The 18,473-nt window shown below is 73.8% G+C and carries 18 protein-coding genes; 12 read left to right on the top strand and 6 right to left on the bottom strand.

Annotation, left to right across the window (positions count from 1 at the left end):
• Window positions 1-344 precede the first annotated feature (344 nt).
• From IE290_RS23375 to IE290_RS23365, 3 genes are read left to right on the top strand one after another with little or no spacing between them, the layout of a single operon-like run.
• The gene (locus IE290_RS23375; protein ID WP_191246811.1) at window positions 345-752 is read left to right on the top strand and encodes a RidA family protein; all 408 of its coding nucleotides are present in this window, start codon (window positions 345-347) and stop codon (window positions 750-752) included.
• A gap of 30 nt (window positions 753-782) precedes the next feature.
• Window positions 783-1,139 carry an ArsR/SmtB family transcription factor gene (locus tag IE290_RS23370; RefSeq protein ID WP_191246810.1) on the top strand — a complete coding sequence of 119 codons (357 nt, stop codon included), beginning with the start codon at window positions 783-785 and terminating at the stop codon, window positions 1,137-1,139.
• Window positions 1,129-1,608, top strand: a complete 480-nt coding sequence (locus IE290_RS23365) for an SRPBCC family protein (RefSeq protein ID WP_191246809.1) — start codon at window positions 1,129-1,131, stop codon at window positions 1,606-1,608. The genes IE290_RS23370 and IE290_RS23365 overlap by 11 nt, the downstream gene beginning before the upstream one ends.
• A gap of 176 nt (window positions 1,609-1,784) precedes the next feature.
• Here the strand turns inward: IE290_RS23365 and IE290_RS23360 are convergent, their stop codons facing one another.
• Together IE290_RS23360 and IE290_RS23355 are read right to left on the bottom strand one after the other, a co-directional pair.
• Window positions 1,785-2,267, bottom strand: a complete 483-nt coding sequence (locus IE290_RS23360) for an NUDIX hydrolase (RefSeq protein WP_191246808.1) — start codon at window positions 2,265-2,267, stop codon at window positions 1,785-1,787.
• Window positions 2,268-2,271: 4 nt separating this feature from the next.
• A complete protein-coding gene (locus IE290_RS23355) occupies window positions 2,272-2,907 on the bottom strand; it encodes a nitroreductase family protein (RefSeq protein ID WP_191246807.1) in 636 nt (211 codons plus the stop codon).
• A 427-nt stretch (window positions 2,908-3,334) separates the two neighbouring features.
• On the opposite strand from IE290_RS23355, the gene IE290_RS23350 reads away from it, so the two are divergent.
• On the top strand, window positions 3,335-3,550 hold the full coding sequence (locus IE290_RS23350; protein ID WP_191246806.1) for a dodecin: 216 nt from the start codon (window positions 3,335-3,337) through the stop codon (window positions 3,548-3,550).
• 1,109 nt (window positions 3,551-4,659) lie between these two features.
• Here the strand turns inward: IE290_RS23350 and IE290_RS23345 are convergent.
• The gene (locus IE290_RS23345) at window positions 4,660-5,076 is read right to left on the bottom strand and encodes a CBS domain-containing protein (RefSeq protein WP_191246927.1); all 417 of its coding nucleotides are present in this window, start codon (window positions 5,074-5,076) and stop codon (window positions 4,660-4,662) included.
• Window positions 5,077-5,149: 73 nt separating this feature from the next.
• Between IE290_RS23345 and def the strand changes: the two genes are divergently transcribed.
• Complete coding sequence (gene def / locus IE290_RS23340; RefSeq protein WP_191246805.1) at window positions 5,150-5,767, top strand: peptide deformylase; 618 nt, start codon at window positions 5,150-5,152, stop codon at window positions 5,765-5,767.
• Here def and IE290_RS23335 read toward each other — a convergent pair.
• Complete coding sequence (locus IE290_RS23335; RefSeq protein WP_229874658.1) at window positions 5,739-7,106, bottom strand: CHASE3 domain-containing protein; 1,368 nt, start codon at window positions 7,104-7,106, stop codon at window positions 5,739-5,741. The genes def and IE290_RS23335 overlap by 29 nt on opposite strands.
• 448 nt (window positions 7,107-7,554) lie before the next feature.
• On the opposite strand from IE290_RS23335, the gene IE290_RS23330 reads away from it, so the two are divergent.
• Both IE290_RS23330 and IE290_RS23325 read left to right on the top strand, forming a co-directional pair.
• A complete protein-coding gene (locus IE290_RS23330) occupies window positions 7,555-7,908 on the top strand; it encodes a YciI family protein (RefSeq protein ID WP_191246804.1) in 354 nt (117 codons plus the stop codon).
• Window positions 7,905-9,095, top strand: a complete 1,191-nt coding sequence (locus tag IE290_RS23325; protein ID WP_191246803.1) for an RNA polymerase sigma factor — start codon at window positions 7,905-7,907, stop codon at window positions 9,093-9,095. Before IE290_RS23330 ends, IE290_RS23325 begins: the two co-directional genes overlap by 4 nt.
• Window positions 9,096-9,104: 9 nt before the next feature.
• On the opposite strand, the gene IE290_RS23320 is transcribed toward IE290_RS23325, so the two are convergent.
• A complete protein-coding gene (locus IE290_RS23320) occupies window positions 9,105-10,640 on the bottom strand; it encodes an alkaline phosphatase D family protein (RefSeq protein WP_191246802.1) in 1,536 nt (511 codons plus the stop codon).
• A 173-nt stretch (window positions 10,641-10,813) separates the two neighbouring features.
• Here IE290_RS23320 and IE290_RS23315 point away from each other — a divergent pair, with 173 nt between their 5' ends.
• The 4 genes from IE290_RS23315 to ligD all read left to right on the top strand — a co-directional run bounded on the left by IE290_RS23315 (window position 10,814) and on the right by ligD (window position 16,147).
• Window positions 10,814-11,191: a hypothetical protein gene (locus tag IE290_RS23315; protein ID WP_191246801.1), complete on the top strand. Its 378-nt coding sequence runs from the start codon at window positions 10,814-10,816 to the stop codon at window positions 11,189-11,191.
• 67 nt (window positions 11,192-11,258) lie between these two features.
• Window positions 11,259-12,251, top strand: a complete 993-nt coding sequence (locus IE290_RS23310; protein ID WP_191246800.1) for an NAD(+)/NADH kinase — start codon at window positions 11,259-11,261, stop codon at window positions 12,249-12,251.
• Window positions 12,252-12,275: 24 nt separating this feature from the next.
• Window positions 12,276-15,149, top strand: a complete 2,874-nt coding sequence (locus IE290_RS23305) for a helix-turn-helix transcriptional regulator (protein ID WP_191246799.1) — start codon at window positions 12,276-12,278, stop codon at window positions 15,147-15,149.
• A gap of 41 nt (window positions 15,150-15,190) precedes the next feature.
• Complete coding sequence (gene ligD / locus IE290_RS23300; protein WP_191246925.1) at window positions 15,191-16,147, top strand: non-homologous end-joining DNA ligase; 957 nt, start codon at window positions 15,191-15,193, stop codon at window positions 16,145-16,147.
• Here ligD and IE290_RS23295 read toward each other — a convergent pair.
• On the bottom strand, window positions 16,134-17,054 hold the full coding sequence (locus tag IE290_RS23295; protein ID WP_191246798.1) for a DMT family transporter: 921 nt from the start codon (window positions 17,052-17,054) through the stop codon (window positions 16,134-16,136). The two genes, ligD and IE290_RS23295, sit on opposite strands and share 14 nt — an antisense overlap.
• Here IE290_RS23295 and IE290_RS23290 point away from each other — a divergent pair.
• A complete protein-coding gene (locus IE290_RS23290) occupies window positions 17,053-18,441 on the top strand; it encodes an aminotransferase-like domain-containing protein (RefSeq protein ID WP_191246797.1) in 1,389 nt (462 codons plus the stop codon). The two genes, IE290_RS23295 and IE290_RS23290, sit on opposite strands and share 2 nt — an antisense overlap.
• The last annotated feature ends 32 nt before the right edge of the window (window positions 18,442-18,473 follow it).

Genomic DNA, 18,473 nt, shown 5'->3' with positions numbered 1-18,473 from the left:
GCGCGGGGCGCGGTCGGCGTGGGGTGGCTAGGGGTGGCCGGCGTGGGGTCGCGGCGCGCGCCTGGCGCGGGGTGGCAGGGCGCGCCGGCGTGGGGTGGTGGGGCGCGGCTGGCGTGGGGTGGGGGCGTGCGGCCGGTGCGCGGTGGCCGCGCGCGGCTGGCGCGGGGCGGCGGGGAGCGGGCGGCGTGGGGTGCTGGGGTGCGGTCGGCGCGGGGTGGCTTGTGCCATGGTGACGGCGGGCCGGTCGCTCGCCCTGGTGATCGTCGCGCGCTGGTCGGATGGCTGGCGGGCGCGGCCCGGAGTCGTCCCCGCGCGTGGGCGCCGGCCGAACCTAGGCTGCGTCGATGACCGAGAGTGAGATGCCGCAGTACGCCAACCCGGCCGGGCTCTTCGCGCTGCCTGAGATGCTCAGCCTGTCCGTCACGGTGCCGACGTCGCGGCTGGTGTTCCTGTCCGGGCAGGTCGCGTGGAACGCCGACGGGGAACTGGTCGGCGAGGGGGATCACGGTGCGCAGGTGGAGCAGATCGTGCGCAACATCGACATCGCGCTCGCCGCGGCCGGCACCAGCCGGGAGCACCTGGTCAAGCACACGATCTACGTGGCGGGATACCGGCCGGAGCTGGCCGAGGCGATCCTCGCGCCGTTGCGCGCCGGGGTGACCACGCGCCCGGCTAGCACGCTCGTCGGTGTGCAGTCCCTGCTCGACCCCCGCTACCTGGTCGAAATCGATGCAGTTGCCTGGATCCCTTGACGCATTCCCATATGGGTATATATTTGGTGCATGGCACGGGCAGCGACGACAGCGGACGCGTTCAACGCGGTGGCCGAACCACGGCGGCGGCAGATCCTCGACCTCCTGGCGAGCGGGGAGAAGCCGGTGAACGACCTCGTGTCGGTGCTCGGGCTCGCCCAGCCGCTGGTGTCCAAACACCTGCGGGTCCTGCGGGAGGTGGGTCTGGTGGAAGTTCGCGACTCGGGACGGCAGCGGATGTACCGCATCAACGCCCGTCCGTTGAAGGACATCCACGAGTGGGTCAGCGGTTACCAGCGGTTGTGGGACGAGCGGTTCGACCGTCTGGACATGGTGTTGGAAGAACTCAAGGAACTGGAGGACGGAGATGGTCGCGATGACGACTAGCGGTACGGCGCAGGTGACGCTTCCGGCGGACAACCAGATCCGGATCACGCGCGAGTTCAACGCGCCCGCGCACCTGGTGTGGAAGGCGTGGACCACGCCGGAGCTGGTCAAGCGCTGGTGGGCGGGCGAGCGGGGCGAGGTGACGTCCGTCGAGGTCGACCTGCGGGTCGGTGGGAGATGGCGCAACGTGATGGTCGCGGACGGCGGGTTCGAGGTCGCCTTCCACGGCGAGTACCGGGAGATCGTGCCGCACGAGCGGATCGTGTCGACTGAGGTGTTCGAGGGCATGCCGGGCGCGCACTCGCTGAACACGCTGACCCTGACCGAGCACGACGGGCGGACCACGCTCACCGTGCTGGCCGAGTACCCGAGCAAGGCAGTGCGTGACGGGCACCTCGAGTCCGGTATGGAAGGCGGGATGCAGGAGTCGCTGGACCGCCTGGAGCAGGTGGCGGTTTCGCTGGCGTGAGCGTCGCTGGCGGCGGGGACCACGGTGTGCCGTGGTCCCCGCCGTCGCGTGTCCGGGATTCGGCGGGCTCGACCGGGCGGGTTCTCTTGCGACGCCAGGGTTTTCGCGTGCGCCTCTCGTACAGCGGGTGCCCCCCCCCGCCGACGGGATCGCGTTCCGGCGGTCGCGCGTGACCGTCAGGCGGGCAGAACTCCGCGCGCCAGCAGGGTTTCCCGCAGGCGTTCGACGATTGGCACCTGGCCCTTCACCAGCAGCTCGGCCGCCCGGTTCGGACCGGTCCATTCGATGCGGTCGACCTCCGGGAACTCCTGCACGCGGCCGGATCCCTTCGGCCATTCCATCTCGAACGTGTTGCTCGCGAACCCGGCCGGATCGAAGTCCCCCTCGGCGGCGAACGTCGTGATGACCTTGCCGCTGGATTGGCGGAACTCGCCCAGTTCCAGGATCTCGCCCGTGAGCACGGGCTCGCCGACCTCCTCGGCGAACTCGCGCCGCGCGGCGGTCAGCGGATCCTCGTCGGTGTACTCGCCCTTCGGGATGGACCAGGCCCGCTCGTTCTTGCGTGCCCAGAACGGCCCGCCCATGTGCGCGATGAGCACCTCCAGGTCGCCGTCGCCGGTCAGGCGGTAGAGCAGGAACGCCGCGCTCTTCCTGGGCACCGGGTCACCACTGGTCGTAGTGCAGGACCTCGGACAGGGGCTGCCGCTTCGCCGGCTTGAAGGTCTCGCCGGTGTAGAACGCGGTGGGGATCAGCGCCGCCTGGCGGACGTGGTCGGGAATGCCCAGCAGTTCAGCCGCCTCCTTCTCGTAGACCAGGTGCAGCGACGTCCAGGCCGTGCCGAGGCCGAGTGTGCGCGCCGCCAGCATGTAGCTCCAGACCGCGGGCAGGATCGAGCCCCACAGGCCGGCCTGGTTGCCCTCGGGGAGCCTGCCGCCTGGGACGTGGATCGCCGGGACGAGCAGCACCGGCACCTCGGCCATGTGCTCGGCCAGGTAGTCGGCGCTGCTCATCACCCGGTGCTGGGTGGCCGCGCGGTCCGCGTCGCCGGCGTAGCGCTCCTCCGGGGTGGGGCCCGCGTCGCGGTAGGCCTGGTAGGACTTCGCGTACAGGTCGGCCAGCTTGGCGCGCCTGTCGGCGTCGGTGACCACGACCCAGTGCCAGTCCTGCCGGTTCGACCCGGTGGGCGCCTGGAGGGCGAGGGTGATCGCCCGCTCGATCAGCTCGCGCGGCACGGGGCGGGAGAGGTCCAGCCGCTTGCGCACGCTGCGGGTGGTGGTCAACAGCTCCTCTGGTGTCATGCCCCGATCCTGGCACGAGGTGCTCACCCCGGTGAGGCGGCTTCGGGTGCGTAGGTGCGGGGTGGGCGGGGAGGTGCTTCGGGTTGGTGAGTAGCGGTCTGGGCATGGGGGTTGCCGCGCGCGTCTTGGGAGTGCGTGGCGGGCGCGCTGCAGGTCGGTGAATAGCGGTGGGGGTGATGTCGGGTGCGGTGCGCAGGCTGGTGTGCGCGGGGCGAATGGATGTGCGGCTGGCATCGCGCAGCCGAGGGCTGGGGTGTGGGGTGGTGTGCGCGGATGGGTGGAGCTGCCTTGCGCAGGCTGGGGCGTGTGGGCGCAGTGGGTGTGGTTGGCGAGATCTGCGCGAGGCGAGATCGCGAGCGGATGCGGCCCCGCGCGTGGCGGGTGACAATTCCGGGGCCGGTAATCGCCTAGGGCAAGGAGGCCTGTCATGGCCGGGCACACCTATCGCGTCACCGAGATCGTCGGCTCGTCGAGTGAGAGTCTGGACGCCGCCATCCGTGGGGGGATCGAGCGTGCGGCGCAGACGTTGCGGGGGCTGGACTGGTTCGAGGTGACCGAGATCCGCGGCCACATCGAAAACGGCGCGATCGGGCACTTCCAGGTGGGGCTGAAGGTCGGGTTCCGGCTGGAGGAGGCGGACTGACCGGGCCACGGCGCGCACGGCGTCGCGCACGCGCAGTGTCCACTTGAGACCGAACCGGGCCGCGGTGAGGGCGTTGGTGTTCATGGAGCCAGGTTAGGTTCGGGGACCGACAAAAACGCGCCGCGGCTGGGAAATCGCCACCCTATCGGGTCGAATGCGTTGGATCAGCCGAGTGGAGCAGTGGTGCTGGTCGGTGCGGTGGATGGGCGAAGGTGCCGGCAGGGGCCGGTTGGCGCGCCGAGCCTGAATTGTTGCTGTGGCTCGGGGGAGGTGGCCGCGCCGACCGTGGCCTGAGCGCGTGCCGGTAGGCCGCGAGAGGCGACCGGCGGAGCGTGGCTGGGCCGTGTGGCTGAGAGTGAGTCGCTGCGTCGTCTGCGGCGCGGCTGGTGGTGTGCGCTGGCGCTGCTGGAGGGGCGCGTGGTTGGCAGTGCACCGCGGGGCGCAGGACTGCTGCGCGCCGGGGCGGAGCGCTGCATCGGGGACGCGGCCTGGCGTGGGCAGTGTGGAGCGGGCTGCGCAATCCGGGACCGGGCAGGACCGTGCCGTGCCGCGCGGGCGGGGGCCGCCGAGGGCGGGTGCCGCGCGGGGCGGAGGCCGCCTAGGGCGGCTGCCGTGTGGGTTGTGCGGTGTCGGCGGGTGCCGCACGGGGCGGGCCGCCTGGGGCGGCTGCCGTGTGGGTTGCGTGCTGCTTGGGGCGGGTGCCGTGCGGTGCCGCGGGTGCCGCGCGGGCGGGGGCCGCCGAGGGCGGGTGCCGCGCGGGGCGGAGGCCGCCTGGGGCGGCTCCCGTGTGGGCTGTGCGCTGCTTGGGGCGGGTGCCGTGCGGTGCCGCGGGTGCCGCGCGGGCGGGGGCCGCCGAGGGCGGGTGCCGCGCGGGGCGGAGGCCGCCTAGGGCGGCTGCCGTGTGGGTTGTGCGGTGTCGGCGGGTGCCGCACGGGGCGGGCCGCCTGGGGCGGCTGCCGTGTGGGTTGCGTGCCGCCTGCGGCGTGTGCGGCAGGCTGCGCAGCCGGAACGCGCGCGGCCGGAAAGTGCGCAGCCGGGCACCCGGAACCCGCGCAGCCGGGCACCCGGGATGTGCCGCTCGCGCGCCGTCCCGGGTGCCGGCCCCGCTGTCAGTCGGTGGACAGGGCCTGCAACAGGTCGCCTATCTGGGGTTCCTTCAGCGACCGCGCGACGTCCGCCTGCGCCACGATCCCCACCAGGTCGTGGCCGTCGATCACGGGGAGCCGTCGCACCTGGTGTTGCGACATCGTGCGCAGGATTTCCTCCGCGTCGTCGTCCGCGCCGATCGTCACGGCCTCGCCCTGCGCCAGCTCACCGGCGTTCACCGCGCGCGGGTCCTTGCCCTCCGCCAGAACCTTCACCACGATGTCCCGGTCGGTCAGCATCCCCTTCAACCGGTTGTCCTCACCGCAGATGGGCATCGCCCCCACCTGCAGCTCCGCCATCCGCTTCGCGGCGTCCAGCACGGTGTCGCTGGAACGCACGCACTCGGGATCGGGCGTCATGATATCGCGAGCCTTGGTCATCTTCGCCTGCCTCCGGTCCACGTCGAACTGGGCACTCGCCGTCATACCCGCCCGCGGTTGGTTTACTCGTCCCATGTCCGAGATCGCGGTCCACTACGACATCGCCACCGGCGGCGACCTGGCCCACCACTACGCGCGCGGCGAGTCCCGGCCGATCACCGTCGTCGGCAACCCGGTGCTGCACCAGCCCTGCGCCGACGTCACCGAGTTCGGCGACGACCTGGCCCGGCTGGTGTCCGACATGTTCGTCAGCATGCGCACCGCCCGCGGCGTGGGCCTCGCCGCCAACCAGATCGGCGTCCCGCTGCGCGTGTTCGTCTACCTCTGCCCGGAGAGCTACCAGCGCAGCGAAGACGAGCTGTGGCACGCCGGCCACGTCGTCAACCCGGTCGTCGAGACCACCGGCGACGACACCGGCGACCACCCCGAGGGCTGCCTGTCCGTGCCCGGCGCGCAGGCCGTCGTCCGGCGCGCCGCCCAGGTCACCGTCCGCGGCTTCGACCTCGCCGGCAACCCCGTCGCCGTCCCGGGCCGCGACCTGCTCGCCCGCTGCTTCCAGCACGAGACCGACCACCTGAACGGCCGCCTCTACCTGGACCACCTCACCCCCGAGGAGCGCGAAACCGCCCTCGCCGAGATGAGCGAACCGGCCTACCCGGTCGTCACAACGGACGCCGCCACTCGACCGTGACGCCGGCCGGGTCGCGGCGCACGACCGCGTCCCCGGACGCCTCCGCCACCGCCCGCTCCACCCCGGCCACCCGCTCGTCCGGCACCACGCACGTCACCCGCAGCCGGATCGCCTGGTCGGACAGCACCAGCTCGACCTCCTCCGCGCCGCCACCCGGCACCGCGGCGACGCGCAGGAGGTCGCGCAGCACCTGGGTCACCTCGGCGACGACCTCTTCCGGCGGCGCCACGTCCAGGTCCCCGGTGAGCACCAGCCCCGGCGCGCGGCCGTGGGTCGTCTCCATCTCCTCGACCACCTCGCTGACCTGGGCGCGCAGCGCCGGGCGGGGGCGCGTCACCGCGGTGCCGTAGACGGAGGTCCGCAGCGCGGAGATCGTCCGGTCGATGCCGCTGATCGCGGTCGCCATCACCGGGCCGGACCGCGGGAACCGCGCGGCCGCCGACTGCAGGTCCAGCGTGATGCCGTAGAGCCGGCGGATCGCGGTGTCGCCGAGCGTGCGGGCGATCCGGTCGGTCTCCTCCAGCCGGGCGATCCGGTTCGCGGCCGCCGCCACCTGTTCGCTCTCCGACAGGATCCGCACCCGCATCGCCTCGACCGCTTCGCCGAGCCTGGTCAGCTCGTCCGGCCCGGCCGCCTCGACCGTGCGGTGCAGGTCGCCGCCGGAGACCTCACGCACCTGCGCGACGAGCCGGTTCAGCGGCGCCGCGAGCGACCGCCGCAGGATGACCGCGCTCGCCAGGCCCAGCACCAGGGCGAGACCCACGCACACGCCGGTGGTCACGTTCGCGACGGCGTTCGCGCGGCGCGAGGACGCCAGCCCGGCCTCGATCAGCTGGTCGATCCGGTTCTGCAGCGCGGCCAGCCGGGCGCGCAGGGTGTCGAACAGCGCCTTGCCCGGCTGGTTGTCCGCGAGCGTGCCGTCCTGCCGGGCCAGTGCGATCGCGGGTTCGGCCGCCTGGGTCCGCCAGGCGGCGCCCGCGGCGCGGACCTCGTCGAGGAGGGTGATCGATTCCGCGTCACCGGCCAGCAGCCGCGCGATGTTGCTCTCCGTTTCGGTGACCGCCGCCTTCCCGGAATCGTAGGGTTGCAGGAATTGCGGATCGCGGGTCAGCAGAAAACCCCGCTCGCCGGTTTCCATGTCCACGTAACCCTTGCCGAGCGCGGCCACCGCGGTCTGTGCCGGGCGCAGCGTGTCCCGCACGCGCGAACCCACGTCGCTCACGTGGACACGGGCCGCGGTGGTGACCACCGAGGTGACCGTGAGCAGCACGAGCAACCCGGCGACGAGCAGGAAGACACGCCACCGCAAAGTCCGCGGCCAGAATCGCGGAATGGTCACGAAACACGATAACCCTCATCCCGGGAAAACCGAGAGCGCCGATTTCCCGTCATCAGCGCGGAACTCACCGCGGCCCGGCGGCGGAGCCGAATTCCGCCGGGCGCACCGCGTGCTGCGCCGCGGTGAAGCGTGGAGCGGTCCGGAGTGGACATCTCGGCCGGCGGGTAGGCGGCCAGCCAGGCGGTGGTCACCCCGGCCGGCGCGGCTTCGTCCGCGCCGACCGGGGGCGGCCCGTGCGACGGCGGGCCCGCGCACGCGCACCTCGGCGACCGGGCCGGGCGCGCGGTGTGGAGCCGGGCGCGCCGGAACGGGCGAGGCGTCGCGTGGAGTTTCGGTGCGCTCCACTGTCGCCCCCGGAACGGGTGCCGGTCAAAGTATTTTCGGGTGGGTGTCGATCCGCCGGGGCGCCGTTCGTGTAGAGGGTGACACCGACCCCGAGGAGGGAACCATGACGCACTACCTGCTCACGATCTACCAGCCCGACGGCGAGCCGCCCCCGCCGGAGATCCTCGAGCCGATCATGGAGAAGGTGGCGGCGTTCCAGGAGGAGCTGCGGGCCGCGGGCGCCTGGGTGTTCAACGCCGGCCTGCACCCGCCGAGCACCGCCACCGTCGTGCACGCGCGGGGCGACGACGTGCTCGTCACCGACGGGCCCTACCTGGAGGGCAAGGAGCACGTCGGCGGGTTCACCATCATCCAGGCCGCCGACCTGGACGAGGCGCTGGAGTGGGGCCGCAAGCTCACGGCGGCGACCACCCTGCCCATCGAGGTCCGGCCGGTCGTCGACGGGTCCTGCGGTTGACCGACCAGGTCGCCCGCGTCTTCCGCGAGGAGTACGGGCGCGCGGTGGCCGTCCTGGTCCGCGTTTTCGGCGACATCGACATCGCCGAGGAGGCGGTCCAGGACGCGTTCACCACTGCCGTCCAGCGGTGGCCCGAGGACGGCGTGCCGCCGAGTCCGGCCGGCTGGATCATCACCACCGCCCGCAACCGCGCCATCGACCGGTTGCGGCGCGAGTCCACCCGTGACGACCGGCAGGCCGCCGCGGCCCTGCTGCACGCGCACGACGAGCAGGTGGAGGAGGGTGCCGTGCCCGACGAACGGCTCCGGCTGATCTTCACGTGCTGCCACCCGGCCCTCGCCCCGGCCGCGCGCGTCGCGCTCACCCTGCGGTTGCTGGGCGGGCTGACGACGGCCGAGATCGCGCGCGCGTTCCTGGTGCCGGAGAAGACGATGGCGCAGCGGATCGTGCGGGCGAAGGGCAAGATCCGCGCCGCGCGCATCCCGTACCGGGTGCCGGACGAGGCGGACCTGCCGGACCGGCTGCGGACCGTGCTCGCGGTGCTGTACCTGGTGTTCAACGAGGGCTACACCGCCCGGCGCGCGGAACTGTGCGCCGAGGCGATCCGGCTGACCCGCGTGCTTGCCGGGCTGATGCCGGACGAGCCCGAGGTGCTGGGACTGCTCGCGTTGATGCTGCTGACCGAGTCTCGCCGCGCCGCCCGCACTGGGCCGAGCGGGGAGCTGGTGCTGCTCGCCGACCAGGACCGAAGCCGGTGGGACCGGGCGCTGATCGCCGAGGGTCAGGCTTTGGTGCGGCGGTGCCTGCGCCGCGGGCAGCCCGGGCCGTACCAGATCCAGGCCGCGATCAACGCCGTGCACAGCGACGCGCCGACCGCCGCGGACACCGACTGGCGGCAGGTCGTCGCGCTGTACGACCAGCTGCTGGTGATCGCGCCGTCCCCGGTGGCGGCTCTGCACCGCGCGGTCGCGGTGGCCGAGGTCGACGGTCCCGCGGCGGGCCTGGCACTCGTCGAGAGCCTTCAACTGGAGGAGTACTACCTGTTCCACGCGATCCGGGCGGATCTGCTGCGCCGGCTCGGCCGGCGGGCGGACGCCGCGCGGGCCTACCAGGCGGCTCTGGCGCGGACGGACAACGCGCCCGAGCGGGAGTTCCTCACCCGCCGGCTGCGCGAGACCGGCGGGTGAGGACCCGGATCAGACCCGCTGCGCCCCCGCGCGGCCGGCTTCGATGGCGAAACTCGCCCGCGTCTGGATCGGCGCGCCGGGGCGGGTCACGTAGTCCACGACGCGGTAGTCGGCGGTCCACGACTCCCGCGTGATCGTGTTGCGCACGTAACCCCGCTTGCGGTTGATGAACTTGATGTGCGGGTTCTCCGCGAGCTGCACGCGGTCGCCGGCGTTCTGATCGGTGCCGTCGCCGCCGGAGGAGATCGACGTGCCCACCAGTTCGGTCGCCACCGTCGCCGACGCCGGGTCCTCGAAGTCGGCCTTCACGTCGGCCACGTAGTTCGCGTGCACGTCGCCGGTGATGACCACCGGGTTGCTCGCCTGCGCCAGCCGCGAGCGCACCAGGTTGCGCTCCACGTAGTAGTTGTCCCAGGCGTCGTCGCTGAACGAGTCGGCCGCGCCGGACGTGAAGTCGCGCTGGGAGAAGAACACCTGCTGCGCCAGCACGTTCCACCGCGCGGTCGGGCCGGACAGGTTGCGCAGCAGCCACTCCTTCTGCTCCGCGCCGAGGATCGTGCGCGACGGGTCCAGCCGCGCGTCGCCGGCGACCTGGTCGTCGCGGTACTGGCGGGTGTCCAGCAGGTGCACGTCCACCAGGTCGCCGAAGGTGAGGCGGCGGAAGATGCGGATGTCCGGCCCGGCCGGGCGCTGGGCGCGGCGCAGCGGCATGTGCTCCCAGTACGCCTGGAACGCCTGCGCCCGCCGCTGCCGGAACACGGCCGGGTCCTGGTCGGGCTCGGTGTCCGGCTGGGAGATGTCGCCGGCCCAGTTGTTCTCCACCTCGTGGTCGTCGAACACGACCGCCCACGGGAACGCGGCGTGCGCGGCCTGCAGGTCCGCGTCGCCCTTGTACTGGGCCAGCCGGACGCGGTAGTCGGCCAGGGTGAACGTCTCCGCCGCCGGGGTGTGACCGCGGCCGATGCTGCCCTGGCCGCTGCCCTCGTAGATGTAGTCGCCGAGGAACGCCACCAGGTCCAGGTCCTCCTGAGCCAGGTGGGCGTGCGCGGTGTAGAAGCCGTCCGGGTAGTTCTGGCAGCTGGCGAAGGCGAAGGAGAACTTCTCCAGCCGCGCGCCCGGTTGCGGCGCCGTCTTGGTGCGGCCGACCGGGCTGATCTGGTTGCCGACGCGGAACCGGTAGAAGTACTCGGCGCCGGGCCGCAGGCCGGACACCTCGGCGTGCACCGTGTGCGCGGACTCCGGCCGCGCGATCTCGGCGCCCGCGCGCACCACCTGCCGGAACCGCTCGTCCGCGGCGACCTGCCACTCGACCGGCACGACCTTCGACGGCATCCCGCCGAGGCCGTCCGCGGCGAGCGGCTCCGGCGCGAGCCGCGTCCACAGCACGACGCCGTCGGGCAGCGGGTCGCCCGAGGCGACGCCGAGGGTGAACGGGTCGCGGACGGGGCTGGCCGACGCGGTGCCCCAGCCGGCGAAGGCGGCCGCGCCGAGCGCGGCCCCACCGGCGATCAGGACTTGACGGCGCGTGGGGGAGAGGTCGGACATGCGTCACCTTTTCGGGGGTTCGGGGAGGAAGCGTGCACACGCTAAGCAGGCCGGGTGACCGCCGCCCGAATCCCTGGTGGACGGGACGTTGATGATCGGGGATGTCACATCACGGTTCGATCACCGCGGGTAGCGCACTGCCCCGAACGGACGATCAGTGGGGTGTGCGAGTGATGATCGAGGTGGCCGTGCTGCTCGTGGCCGTGGCGGCGGCGTTCTGGTTCGGCCGCCGGTCGGCCCGGCCGCGGCGCGGCACCGGCCCGGTGCCAGCGTTCCGCCTCGAGGCCCAGCCGCAGCAGTGGTACCGCCTCACCAACACCGGACCCGTCCTCGCGACCGGGATCCGCGTCGACTTCGGCGACCGCTACGACCGCTCCCTCACCCGCCGCCTCCCCGACACGCTCGACCTCGGTCCGGGCGAGTCCGTCACCTTCCTCATGCTGGGCACCTGGGCGACCCCGCGCCCGGCCGAACTGCGGGTGAGCTGCGCGGAACTGCCCAAGCCGGCGCTCGTCCCGGTCCCCGAGGGCGCCGAGCCGCTCCCGTCCTGACGCGGCGGGACTAGCTTGGGTACCGAAGAGGCCGGATTTCCGAGTGCCTCCGGTCGCGAGGAGGGACATGGCTTCCGTTTCCCGGATCGGGCTGGTCGTGCACGGCGGCAAGGAGGCCGCGCGGCGCACCGCCGGTGAGGTCCGCGCGTGGGCGGCCGCCCGCGGCATCCCGTGCACCGACATCGACGTGTGGGACGACTTCGACGGCCACCGGCGGCACGCCAAGGAGGAGGCCGAGCGAGCGGGCAACCCGGACCTGATCGTGACCGTCGGCGGGGACGGCACCTTCCTGCGCGGGGTGCGGGTCGCGGCGCCGGTCGAGTCGCTGGTGCTCGGCGTGAACGTGGGCCGCGTCGGGTTCCTCACCGAGGTCGCCACCGAGGACGTGGTCGCCGCCCTGGACGCGGTGAACGACGGCGCCTTCCAGGAGGACTCGCGGATGACGTTGACCATGTGCGCGTCGCGGCCGCTGAGCATCCCGAAGGTCATCGAGCCGATGCTGCGCTACGGGCGCGGCCCGGCGCTGCCGCCGCCGACCACCCGGCGGGCGCCGTCCGACGGTGACGGCATCCAGCTGGACGTGCTGGGGCTCAACGACATCGTGGTGGAGAAGCTGGCCCGCGACCGGCAGGCGAGCCTCGCGGTCTACGTCGACGGGCGGCAGTTCGCCGTCTACTCGACCGACGCGTTCGTCGTGGCGTCCTCGACCGGTTCCACCGCCTACAGCTTCTCCGCGGGCGGCCCGATCGTCTCGCCCGGCCTGGACGCGCTGGTGTTCACGCCGGTCGCGCCGCACATGGTCTTCAACCGCAGCGTCGTGCTGGCGCCGCACCAGCGGGTCGGCATCCGGGTGCTGGAGCACTCCGGGGAGGCCGCGGTGAGCGTCGACGGGCAGCTGCGGGGCGTGCTGGAGCCGGGCGACTGGATCACCGTGCAGGCGTCGAACCGGCGCGCGCGGCTGGTCCGCCTCGACGAACCCGACTTCCTGTGCCGGGTGCGCGACCGGTTCGGGCTGGCCGATTCGGTCGCCGCCCTCGCCGACGAACGGCCCGCGCGCTGAGGCGTGCTCGTGGGAGCATGAGGCGTGCCTCGCCTCGCCACCCGGATTCCGTTGATCGGCCGCGACCCCGAGCTGGACACCCTGCGTGCCGCGCTGCGCCGGGCCCGGGAGGGGCAGGCCGGCGCGGTCCTGCTGGCCGGTGACGCCGGGGTCGGCAAGTCCCGCCTGCTCGGCGAACTGGTCGCCGAGGCCGACGGCGTGACCGTGCTGTCCGGCCGGTGTCTGGACGTCGGCGAGGCCGGGTTGCCGTACCTGCCCTTCGCCGAGGCGCTGGGCGGGCAGCGGGAGGCGGCGAAGCGGTGGCCCGTGCTCGGCCGCCTGCTGCCGGGCCTGACCCCGCCGGAGCCGGCCGACCAGACCATGGAGCGGCTGCGGCTGTTCGACGCGGTGCACGCGTTGCTGGTGGACCTCGCCGCGCGCGGCCCGGTGCTGCTCGCGCTGGAGGACCTGCACTGGGCCGACGCCTCGACGCGGGACCTCGTGTTGTTCCTGCTGTCGCGGCTGGACACCCAGCGGCTGCTGGTGGTCGCCACCTACCGCACCGACGACCTGCACCGCCGCCATCCGCTGCGCCCACTGCTGGCCGAGGTGTCCCGGCTGCCCGCGGTGGCCCGGATCGAACTGGCCCCGCTCGGCGCCGCCGACACCGTCGCGTTCGTGTCCGCGCTCGCCGAAGGCGCGTTGCCGGACACCACCGTGCACACCGTCGCCGAACGCTCCGAGGGCAACCCGTTCTTCTGCGAGGAGTTGACCGCCGCCGTGCGCCGCGGCGCGACCCTGCCGGACGGGCTGGCCGAACTGCTGCTGGCCCGCGTGGAACGGCTCAGCCGGGAGGCGCAGCGCGTGGTCCGCGCGGTCTCCGGCGCCGCGCAGCTCGTCGCCCACGCCAGCCTTCGGGCGGTGTGCGGTCTGGACGAGGACACGCTGGAGAGCGCGTTGCGGGAAGCCGTGCTGCACAACGTCCTCGTCGCCGCGGAGGACGGGTACGCGTTCCGGCACGCTCTGCTGCGGGAAGCGGTCTACGACGACCTGCTGCCCGGGGAACGAGTACGCCTGCACGCCGCCTTCGCCCGTCTCGCCGAGGAGAACGGCACCGCGGCCGCGCTGGCGCACCACAGCTTCCGCAGCCACGACCTGCCCACCGCGCTCGCCGCGTCGGTGCGCGCCGCCGACCAGGCGGCCGGGATGCACGCGCCCGGCGACGCGCTGCACCACCTCGAGCAGGCGCTGCAGCTGTGGGAGGCGGTGGACGGACCGGAGCGGATCACCGGACGGGACCGGCTGGCGCTGCTGCGGTCGGCGGCCGCGATGGCCGTCGCGGCCGGTGAAGTGGACCGGGCCGTCACCTACGCCCGCTCCGCGGTGACCGAGGCGGACCTGCGCGACGATCCCGAAGCGGCCGCCGACACCCGGCACCAGCTGGCGATCGCGCTGATCCCGTTCGACCTGCACCGCGCCGAGGTGTCCAAGGTGGTCGCCGAGGCGTGGGAGCTGGTGCGCGACCGCCCGGCCAGCGTCGTCCGCGCGCGGGTGCTCGCGTTGCGGGCCCGCGCCTGGGTGTGGGGCGTGCCGGACGTGGACGTCGACGAGCTGCGCGGCCACGTCCGGCAGGCCATCGCGGACGCGCGGGCGGCCGGTGCGCCGGAGGTCGAGGCCGACGGGATGGTCACGCTCGCCGCGTTCGAGGACTGGCAGGGCAACGTCGAGCTGTCCACGCGGCTGGGCCTGGCCGCCGCGGAACGGGCCGCCGAGATCGGTGCGGTCCGGGTCGAGCTGCGGGCGCTGCACAACGTCACCTGCAACCTGCTGGTGATCGGGGACCTGCGCGGCGCGGCGCGGATGGCCGCGCGCGTGTGGCAGCGCGCGGAGCGGGCCGGGCTCGGCTGGAGCGACGTCGGCGTCGAAGGGCGTACCAGCGAGCTGTTCGACCGGTACGTGCTCGGCGACTGGGACACCGCGCTGGACCGCGCGGAGGTGCCGGGCGCGCCGCGGTTCGCCCGGGCCCGGATCGGGGCGTATTCCGCGCCGATCCTCGTCGCGCAGGGGCGGTTCGGCGAGGTCGAGGACCTCGCCGCGCGGCTGGCCGACCAGCGCGACGACTCCCGGGCCGGTGTGGTGCTCGGGATCGCGCTGGCCGAGGCCGCGCAGTGGCAGGGCGACGCCGAGCGGGCCGTCGCGGAGATCCGGACCGTGATCGAACGGCTGCGTGAGCTGACCCGGTCCAGCCTCGCCGACATGAGGTGGGCGGTCGCCACCGGGGTGTCCGCGCTGGCCGACCTCGCCGAGCAGGCCCGGCGCCGTGGCGCGGACACCGGTGAGCTGGTCGGCCAGGGCGCGGAGCTGGCCGCCTCCGGGACGCCGGTGACGTCGCTGCAGGTCCGGCTCGAGGAACGCAGCCCGGACACCCGCGCGCCGACCGCGCGGATCGCGGCCGAGCTGAACCGCTTGCGCGGCGAGGACGATCCGGCCGCGTGGGCGCACGCGGTCGAGGAGGCCGCGCCCCTGCCGTACTGGCAGCTGCTCGCCCGGTGGCGGTGGGCGGCGGCCCTGCTGGCGCACGGCGAGCGGGACGCCGCGGCCGAGCAGGTCCGGCTGGTCCGGGACGCCGCGCGCGAGCTGGGTGCGCGGCCGTTGGAGTCGGCGGTGGCGGACCTGGCCCGGCGCGGCCGGCTGACCACCGCGGGAGCGGCCGCGCCGGCCGGCGACGTGCTGACCCCGCGCGAGCGGTCCGTGCTGGAGCTGGTCGCCGGCGGGCTGACCAACCGCCAGGTCGGCGAGCGGCTGTTCATCAGCGAGAAAACCGCGAGCGTGCACCTGTCGCGGATCATGGCGAAGCTGGGGGCGGGCAGCCGCGCGGAGGCGGTGTCGCTGGCGCACCAGCGTGGCCTGCTCGGGTGACCGACTGGCGGCGGCACCCGATCCGGCGCAGCATCGGGGACATGCCGCTGCCCGAGCCCGTCGCCCCGATGCTGGCCGTTCCCGGACCCGTGCGGGACAGCGAGGGCTGGGCGTTCGAGTGGAAGTACGACGGGGTGCGGTGCCAGGCCGCGGTCTCCGGCGGCGAGGTCCGGCTCTACTCGCGGCGGCTGCGCGACGTCACCGCCACCTACCCCGAGCTGGCCGTGCTCGGCCGCGGCACCCGCACGCTGCTGATCGACGGCGAGGTGGTCGCGCTGGACGAGGACGGCCGGCCGGATTTCGGACGCCTGCAGCAACGCATGAACCTGTCCGCGCCGACACCTGCGCGGCTGGCCTCGGTGCCGGTCGTGTTCTTCGCGTTCGACCTGCTGCGCGAGGGATCCCAGGACTGCACCGGCCTGCCCTACGAGGAACGCCGGGACCGCTTGCTGGGCCTGGGCATCGACCGGCCGGAGGTACGGGTGCGGCGGCACTTCCTGGCGTCCGATGTGGAGGGTGCGGAGCTGTTGCGCGCCGCGCGCGAGGTCGGCCTGGAGGGGCTGGTCTCGAAACGGCTCGGCTCGGCCTACCAGCCCGGCGTGCGGTCGCCGGACTGGGTGAAGACGCCGCTGACCCGCACCCAGGAGGTGGTGATCGCGGGCTGGACCGCCGGTGAGGGGCGACGGTCCGGCACGTTCGGCGCGCTGCTGCTCGGGTTGCACGACGAGACCGGGCTGCGCTTCGCCGGGCACGTCGGCACCGGCTTCACCGACCGGATGCTCGACGATCTGCAGGCCCGGCTGCGGCCGCTCGCGCGCCGCACCAGCCCGTTCGACACCCCGGTGCCCCGCGAGTACGCTCGCCACGCGCACTGGGTGGAGCCGGAACTGGTGGGCGAGGTGGAGTTCCGGCAGTGGACCTCGGACGGGCGGCTGCGGGCGCCGTCGTGGCGCGGGCTGCGGCCGGACCGGCGGCCGGAGGAGGTCACGCTCGGCTGACCATCCTGGTGCGCACGGCGAGACCGGCGCACGCGATCACCGCGAGCCCGCCGAGCACGGTGGGCCAGGTGATCGCCTCCCGCAGGAACAGCACCGCCCAGCAGATGGTGAGGACCGGCTGCACCAGCTGGATCTGGCTGACCCGCGCCATCGGGCCGATCGCGAGCCCCCGGTACCACGCGAAGAACCCGAGGAACATGCTCACCACGCCGAGGTAGGCGAACGCGGCCCAGTCCACCGCGGTGCCGGTCGGCGGGTGCTGCCACATCGCGAACCCGGCCAGGGCGATCATCACCGGCGCCGACCCGACCAGCGCCCACGAGATCGTCTGCCACGCGCCCAGTTCGCGGGCCAGCAGACCGCCCTCCGCGTAGCCGATCCCGGCCGCGAGCACCGCCGCCAGCAGGAGCAGATCGGACCAGTGCAGGCGGCCGAAACCGCCCTGCAGCGACGCGAACCCGACCGCGGCGACCGCGCCGACCGCCGCGGTGATCCAGAACCGGGCCGGGGGCCGTTCCCGTCCGCGCAGCACGGCGATCACCGCGGTCGCGGCGGGCAGCAGCGCGATCACCACGGCGCTGTGACTGGCCGAGGCGCTGGTCAGCGCGAACGAGGTCAGCACGGGGAAACCGACGACCACGCCCGCGGCGACGATCGCGAGGCGGAACCACTGCACACCGCGCGGCAGGCGTTGCCGGGTGCAGGCGAGCGCCCCGGCGGCGAGCAGGGCGGCGACGACCGCCCGGCCGCAGCCGATGAACAGCGGCGACATGGTGCCAACGGCGACCCGGGTGAACGGGACGGTGAACGAGAACGCCGTGACCCCGAGCAGACCCCACCCGAGACCGGCCCGCGCGGGGGATAGCACCGGGTTGTCGGCGAGAGTAGCGCTACTATCCTGCCTCATGTCTGACGATAGCAGCTCCCGCATCGCCGCCGGTCTCCGCGAGTGGATCGCGGCCGCCGAGCCGGGTGCGCGGCTGCCGTCCACGCGGGCGCTGGTCGCCGAGTACGCGGCGAGTCCGGTGACCGTGCAGAAGGCGTTGCGGACCCTCGCGGCGCACGGGCTGGTGGAGAGCCGGCCCGGCGTCGGCACGTTCGTGCGGGCGGTCCGGGTGCCGCGTGCGAACGACTACGGGTGGCAGACCGCGGCGCTCGGATCGCCGCCGCACCGCCTGCCGCGGATGTCGACCGCGTTGCGCACGGTGCCCAACGACGTGATCGCGCTGCACTCGGGCTACCCGGACGGCGAGCTGCTGCCCGAACGGCTGGTGCGAGCCGCGTTCACCCGCGCCGCCCGGGGTGGCTGGGCGGTCAGCCGGCCGCCGGTCGCGGGGTTGCCGGAGCTGCAGGCGTGGTTCGCCGCCGAGCTCGGAACTGCGGTGCCGGGTGACGTTGTCGTGTTCCCCGGCAGTCAGAGCGGGCTCAGCGCGGCGTTCCGGGGTCTGGTCGGGGCGGGAGCGCCGCTGGTGCTGGAGTCGCCGACGTACTGGGGCGCGATCCTGGCCGCCGCGCAGGCCGGGGTGCGGGTGGTGCCGGTGCCCAGCGGTTCGCACGGCCCGGACCCGGACGAGCTGGACCGGGCGTTCCGGCGGACCGGGGCGCGGGCGTTCTACGCGCAACCGAACTTCGCCAACCCGACCGGCGCGCGGTGGTCGCCGGAGCTGGGCGACCGGGTGCTCGAGGTCGTCCGCGAGCACGGCGCGTTCCTGATCGAGGACGACTGGGCGCACGACTTCGGGATCTCGGCGGACGTGGTCCCGCTCGCCGCCCGGGACGACCGCGGGCACGTGGTGTACCTGCGGTCGCTGACGAAGAGCGTGTCCCCGGCGGTGCGAGTAGCCGGGATCGTCGCACGGGGTGCGGCGCGAGAACGCATCCTGGCCAGCGCGCAGGGCGAGTCGATGTACGTGAGCGGGTTCCTGCAGGCGGTCGCGCTCGACGTGGTCACGCAGCCCGGGTGGCGCACGCACCTGCGGGACCTGCGCCGTCAGCTGGCCGCGCGGCGCGACCTGCTGGTCGAGGCGCTGCGGGAGCACGTCCCGGCCGCGCGCCTGGACGGGGTGCCGCAGGGCGGGCTGAACCTGTGGGTGGGGCTGCCCGACGGCACCGATCCAGCGCGCCTGGCCCGCGACTGCGAGGCGGCCGGGGTGGTGGTGAACCCGGGCAGCGAATGGTTCCCGGCGGAGCCGCCCGGGGTGTACCTGAGGCTCAACTACTCCGGCCCGAACCCGGGCGCGTTCCCCGAAGGAGCCCGGGTGATCGGCGAAGCACTGGCCCGGCAAGGGGTTTAGGTTTTCGTCGTCGAAGGGAGCCGCGCCGCGGT

This window comes from Amycolatopsis deserti (assembly GCF_014653945.1).
Classification (GTDB): Bacteria; Actinomycetota; Actinomycetes; order Mycobacteriales; family Pseudonocardiaceae; genus Amycolatopsis_E; species Amycolatopsis_E deserti.
The sequence above is the reverse complement of the archived record's forward strand: the minus strand, read 5'-3'. Positions and strand labels throughout refer to the sequence as shown.